Here is a 5803-nt window from a genome sequence, read left to right as displayed (position 1 = left end):
CGAAAATTCGCAGCCAACAACTAAGAATGAATAAGCATTAATATAGAAAATAGAAAAAAGCGAAATTAAGTACGCTCAATTTCGCTTTTTTCGTTAATTGAAGCTAGTTATGTCCCAGCCTCTTTTTGTCCAATATTTAAAATGGAAGATTCAGTTGCCACGAAACACCAAATTTATCATTTATCCATCCAAACTTCTTGCTAAATCCATACTCACCCAGAGTCATTAACACGGCGCCACCCTCGGACAATTTTTCATAAAGTTCGTCGAGTTCATTTTCAGAATCGCAAGTTATAAAGATTGAAAAGGAAGGAGTAAACGTAAAATTATGTTTTATACTACTATCATTACACTTGAATTCTTGGCCTTTTATGGAAAAAGTGGCTTGCATGATGCTCCCTTCTGGACCTCCACGATTTAAACTTGTAATTTCCGAATCCTCAAAAATAGATATATAAAAATTTATTGCTTCTTCCGCATTACCTTGGAACATTAAAAATGGTGTAGCTTTTGACATGTTCGTCACCTCTCCAATTCGATATATTCTCTTAATAGTTTCCACTCATTATTTTCTTTTTCTCCAAACAAACATACATTGGGCGGTATAAGGCACTCCATTAATTACATTTGTTTCTTTCCCTAAAACTAAACATTCCTCTCCGTTTTTACGTTCAGTGATAGATACCGCTTCAAAACTTTTTTCAGCTTGATCCATTTGCTTTAACACACCGTTGAGATCATAACCGTAATAATAAGGGTCTGGTTGAACGACACCGGAATGTGCCCAATATCCAACAAACTGTTTAGACATAAAATCCCTGATTTCGTCTCCACTTTTACTGATAAATCCCTTATTCCAAGCCTCAAAATATTCATCCAATACTTTTTCTATTTTCATGCCATTATCCCCTAAATTCAGCATGCTATCCTAATTAATCTCATAACATAACCATTCTGATTGTTTACCGCCCATTTTGGTATATAAAGATTGGGCTACGAGATTATCTTTTGCCGTTTCCCAAGTCATAGATGAAAAATCATTTTTCCGAATATAATTTAAACATGTTTCGAATAGTTTTTCCCCAACTTTTTTCCCTCTCTCCTGAGGAACGACAAATAAATCATTCAAAATTGCCTGCCTTTTTACTTTTAATGTACTAAACGTAAAGTACAAAGTAGCAAAACCTATTATTTTTTCATTTTCTTCAGCCACAAACTGAAGCCCACTAGAGGGATTATCTAATAGGTGCTGAATCAAACTCTTTAAGTCAGATTCTTTCGGTTCAGGTTGATGATAGAAATCAACAATATACTGTCTCATAAGCATGTATAATGCATGTACATCTTCGTTTGTTGCTGTTCGAATTATTATATTTTCACTCAATGATTACTCCTCCACAAATTGGAATCTAGTCAATTATACCATTTATCATCCAAGCATCTTTTCCACCTTCAAAGAAAAAGGCAATCTGATTTTATTGTATGTAAGGTTGTTTTCTATACAGTACATAAGGCTTATTTCTATTGCTCATGAAGGTTCTAATTACTGAATAATTCAATCTCATTATTTATTCCTATTAAATTGAAAGAAGAACTCCATATTTCTCCATTATAATTAATGTTTCTCAGCATAAACTACCAAATTTCGATAAATTTCGACAATTTCATTGTTAATGATTGTGTGATTTCTTATAATGTAGTAGGTCAATAGTCATGATAATCACAACTAAATAATGTTAGATAAAGGCAAACACTTCGAAAGTTGTGGACGCAAAGCTATAGGGGCTATCGTTAAATAAAACTATGCCAGCCAGTTACCGAAAACAATAAATTCAATCAACCATCCTTTTCGGCTATTTTAACGTTATGTTTGGTTGCTTTTTTTATCTATCAATTAGAAAGGAGGGTATGTTTAATGAAAAAGAATGTACGAACAGTTATTTTTAAATTAAAAAATAAGGAATATGGTTTGCCTGTCAATCAAGTTATTTCTATCGAAAGATTACAGCATATTGTCGAGGTACCAGGAATTTCTGAAAGCATAAAAGGAATTACAGAGATTAGAGGGATTGTTATCCCACTTTACGACCTAGGAGATTTATTACTAGATGAAAGCATACATAAGAATGAAGATACACAGATTATTCTAGTAGATATTAATGGCAAAACAGTAGGACTACTTGTTGATGAAGCTACGGACGTGTTGGATATTCCAAATGATTCCATTCAGCAAATATTTATGGATGGAATTAGTAAGTCATATTTGCTCGGAATAGCAAAGATGGATAAACGACTAATAACCCTAATTGATATTAATAATCTTTTGTTTAATACTCCATTAGGCACTGATGAATTAGATACATTGAAGCAATCAATTTAATGAGTCGTAAAAATAAAAGTTGGAGGATAATTCTATGAAATGGACCATAAATAGAAAGCTATTAGGAGGCTTTGCAGTTGTTATCTTCATTTTAATTATAATGGTAGGGGTCAGCTACTATCAAATTAGTACAGTTGATAACAACTATAGTCGTTTACTCTCAGATAGAGCACAAAAATCGATAGATGTTAAAGATTTACAGGTTGCTACAAAGCAGGAGATCATTAGCATGCGTGGGTATTTAATTGTCGGTGATGAACAAGCATTACAAGACTATACACATGCACATGAAGAATATCTACAGAAATACGAGAATTTATTGAAAAGATTCACAAACCCAGAACATCAAAAAATGATGGAGGAAATCAATCAAGTTAAAAGTGAGTATAAGGAATTTACTGATCATGTTTTCGAGCTAAAAAAGCAAAATAAAACAGATGAATATACAGCTCTTGTATCATCTCAAGGTCGAGATATTGTAAAGAGATTCGATGAACAAGTAGAAAAATTATCTGCCAACCAAAATAATTTGTTGGATATAGGAAATAAGGAAAACTCCCAAAAGGTGAATGATACCAAAATACAGATATTAGTCCTAGGTGTTATTGCGATCTTACTTGGTGTTCTAACAGCTTTAATCATGGGTCGACTTATTTCAAAACCAGTAGAGGCGATAGCATATAATGCCACTAAGATTTCCGACGGTGATCTTACAGTGGATGAAATTCACGTGAAAAATAAAGATGAAATTGGAGAATTAGCGCATTCATTTAACCAAATGGCTAGAAATCTCAAACATTTAATTGAACAGGTAGGATTAAGTTCTACACAAGTAGCAGCTTCAGCAGAAGAACTAACTGCAAGTGCTGAACAAACTACGGAAGCAACTACTCAAATCACAACATCTATTCAAGAAATTGCGAGTGGAGCAGAGACACAAGGACAGGGAGCTATTGAAAGCTCTCAAGCTATGAAAGAGATGGCTGTTGGCATTCAACAAGTTGCAGAGACAACATCCTCTGTATCCGAATTAGCGACAGAAACAAGTAAAGAAGCAAATAATGGAAACCGTTCCCTTCAAAGAGTTATCCATCAAATGAATACAATTCATGAAGTTGTAGATGATTCAGCTTCTGTCGTCAAAAGTTTAGGAGAACATTCGGAGGAAATTGGGAAAATTATTGAAGTAATCACATCTATCGCTGATCAAACCAATTTATTAGCCCTCAATGCAGCTATTGAATCAGCACGCGCAGGTGAACATGGTCGAGGATTTGCTGTGGTAGCTGATGAAGTGCGAAAACTAGCTGAACAATCTAAGATTTCAGCCGATCAAATAGCAGAATTAATCCAAAAAATCCAAAAAGATACTTCCCATGCAGTGGAAGTAATGGATAAAGGAACCCATGAAGTCGTAGAGGGCGTAAATGTAGTTCGTGAGGCAGAAGAAGGTTTTAAAAAGATACTTCAGTTAATAGAACAGGTTACAGCACAAATTCAAGAAGCCTCAGCTGTATCAGAGGAAATGTCTGCAAGTGCTGAAGAAATTAACGCTTCTATCGAAGAAATTGCTCATATTGCTCAAGTTTCAGCTAGCAATACCCAAAATGTCGCTTCTGCTTCAGAAGAACAGATGGCATCAATGGAGGAAATTGCCTCATCAGCAGGCGCTTTATCTAAAATGGCCGAGGATTTACAGTTGCAAGTTACTAAGTTCAGAGTTTGATTGATAAATATAAAAGAAACAGCTCGTGTTGTTGCGAGCTGTTTCTTATTCTCTTACCTTAGACAGTGAATTCTCCCCTCCCTAAAGTCGAGAAGGATTTCCTTCAGTAAATTGTTTCTTAACATCAGCGCATGGTGATGAAAGATATTAGTAGAAAACCAACAACATTGTTCTCTATCCTTACTTATCCTGCACATCAACCTTTAGCGGCTCTAACTCTGTATCTACTCCTTCTATTCTATTTATAGGGCAGATCACTAAATATTTTGTATCACCTATTCCTGTTTCATATACAGCCGATTCAGAACCATGAGTTCGATGAGTATCTTCTGCTAATTCATTTCCTTTATCATCCACAATTTTAAAGTTTAAAAAGTCCATTGGAATACTTGTTGTATAATCCAATCGTATATTCGTTTCACCAAGAACTACTGATTCCAATGTAAAGGAATACTTTTCATCTTGAGACGTGTTGTTTTCAATCGTGAATGTATTTAACGGAAGGTGGGTAACCGGAATATCAAATTGCCATGTACCGTCTACACCTCCCATATTTGTGAAAGTAATCGGAAAGGTAAAATCTTTCGGAAGCTGTTTATCCGGATATTGTACCTCAATGGCAGACACGTAATAACCATCAACCTTTTGTAGAAGCTCACCACTCCCGGTCCAGTTATACTTCATTCCGTCTGTTTCATATAGATAGAAATCATAATCCATATATAGATCTTTGCTATCAAAGCTTTTCAAACCTTCTCCATTAGCTTTAAAGGTAATTCCAATATAAACCCCATCATAATAAACACTCGTTATCGTAACATTCACACCGTTGTCTGAAACTGTTTGATCTACTTCTGTTACTAAATTTTTCGCTTCAAGATTTTTCCCCATTTTGAAATGAAGAGATTCATAAATGGATCCTATTACTGGAACACTTGCCAATACTTTTGTTATTGGAGAAAATATGAAGCCTGAAACTAATATCAAAGAAGCTGCCATTGAAGCAATTGATACGGCCTTCATTGTTTTCTTTTTATATTTCTTCCTTTTTCAATACCTTTATCGATTGCCGAAAATAGTTCATCCACAGGTACTTCAATATCTTCTGTTTTTACATTAAACCATATTTTGTTCATAATGATTGTCTCCTTCCAAAATCTTTTTCAATTCAATCTTGGCACGTCGAAGGTAGGACTTTACTGTCCCTTCAGGTTTATCCATCATTGTTGCAATCTTATGTATGGGTAAATCATGATAATAGAATAAAATAATAGCCGTTTTATCATTTTCATTTAAAATATTTAGTGCATCAGCGAGGTCGATGTTCTGATGAATTTCAATTACTTTGTGATCCTGCAAATTGACTAAAGTCTCATAATCAATCGTGGTTAACTTCCTATTCTTTTCTAGTATCCGATATGCAGTTCGAATCAATATTTTAATAATCCAGGTACTGAAGTATTCCGGGTTTTTCAAACTACCAATCGATTTATAGGCTTTATACACTGTTTCTTGGACAACATCTAAAGCATCTTCTTTATTCCCTACATATAAAAAGGCAGTTCTATATAATAAACTGTACCCTATAGAGTAGACACTAAAAAAGGTCTGCCCTATAGGGTACTTTTTTGTATAATGAACAAAATGGGGAATCGGAGAACAATAAAATGACAAAAAAACACTTTTCAGAGAAAGAA

General features: G+C 34.4%; 7 protein-coding genes and 1 riboswitch. Of the genes, 2 read left to right on the top strand and 5 right to left on the bottom strand.

Annotation, left to right across the window (positions count from 1 at the left end; translation table 11 throughout):
- Window positions 1-136 precede the first annotated feature (136 nt).
- The 3 genes from KHA93_RS23015 to KHA93_RS23005 are packed head-to-tail and all read right to left on the bottom strand — an operon-like array spanning window position 137 to window position 1384.
- The gene (locus KHA93_RS23015) at window positions 137-517 is read right to left on the bottom strand and encodes a VOC family protein (RefSeq protein WP_213113264.1); all 381 of its coding nucleotides are present in this window, start codon (window positions 515-517) and stop codon (window positions 137-139) included.
- Between the two features lie 48 nt (window positions 518-565).
- Window positions 566-898, bottom strand: coding sequence for a DUF4440 domain-containing protein (locus tag KHA93_RS23010; protein ID WP_233711651.1), 333 nt, complete (start codon window positions 896-898; stop codon window positions 566-568).
- 30 nt (window positions 899-928) lie between these two features.
- A complete protein-coding gene (locus tag KHA93_RS23005) occupies window positions 929-1384 on the bottom strand; it encodes a GNAT family N-acetyltransferase (RefSeq protein WP_213113263.1) in 456 nt (151 codons plus the stop codon).
- A 351-nt stretch (window positions 1385-1735) separates the two neighbouring features.
- Window positions 1736-1822: riboswitch (cyclic di-GMP riboswitch) on the top strand.
- 93 nt (window positions 1823-1915) lie between these two features.
- Between KHA93_RS23005 and KHA93_RS23000 the strand changes: the two genes are divergently transcribed.
- Both KHA93_RS23000 and KHA93_RS22995 read left to right on the top strand, forming a co-directional pair.
- Complete coding sequence (locus KHA93_RS23000; RefSeq protein ID WP_213113262.1) at window positions 1916-2380, top strand: chemotaxis protein CheW; 465 nt, start codon at window positions 1916-1918, stop codon at window positions 2378-2380.
- Between the two features lie 34 nt (window positions 2381-2414).
- A complete protein-coding gene (locus KHA93_RS22995) occupies window positions 2415-4106 on the top strand; it encodes a methyl-accepting chemotaxis protein (RefSeq protein WP_213113261.1) in 1692 nt (563 codons plus the stop codon).
- Between the two features lie 180 nt (window positions 4107-4286).
- Here the strand turns inward: KHA93_RS22995 and KHA93_RS22990 are convergent, their stop codons facing one another.
- Window positions 4287-5129, bottom strand: coding sequence for a DUF4179 domain-containing protein (locus KHA93_RS22990; protein WP_213113260.1), 843 nt, complete (start codon window positions 5127-5129; stop codon window positions 4287-4289).
- 93 nt (window positions 5130-5222) lie between these two features.
- Window positions 5223-5723: a sigma-70 family RNA polymerase sigma factor gene (locus KHA93_RS22985; RefSeq protein WP_432806360.1), complete on the bottom strand. Its 501-nt coding sequence runs from the start codon at window positions 5721-5723 to the stop codon at window positions 5223-5225.
- Window positions 5724-5803: the final 80 nt, after the last annotated feature.

It is taken from the genome of Lederbergia citrisecunda, assembly GCF_018343695.1.
GTDB classification, from domain to species: domain Bacteria; phylum Bacillota; class Bacilli; order Bacillales; family Bacillaceae_C; genus Lederbergia; species Lederbergia citrisecunda.
The sequence above is the reverse complement of the archived record's forward strand: the minus strand, read 5'-3'. Positions and strand labels throughout refer to the sequence as shown.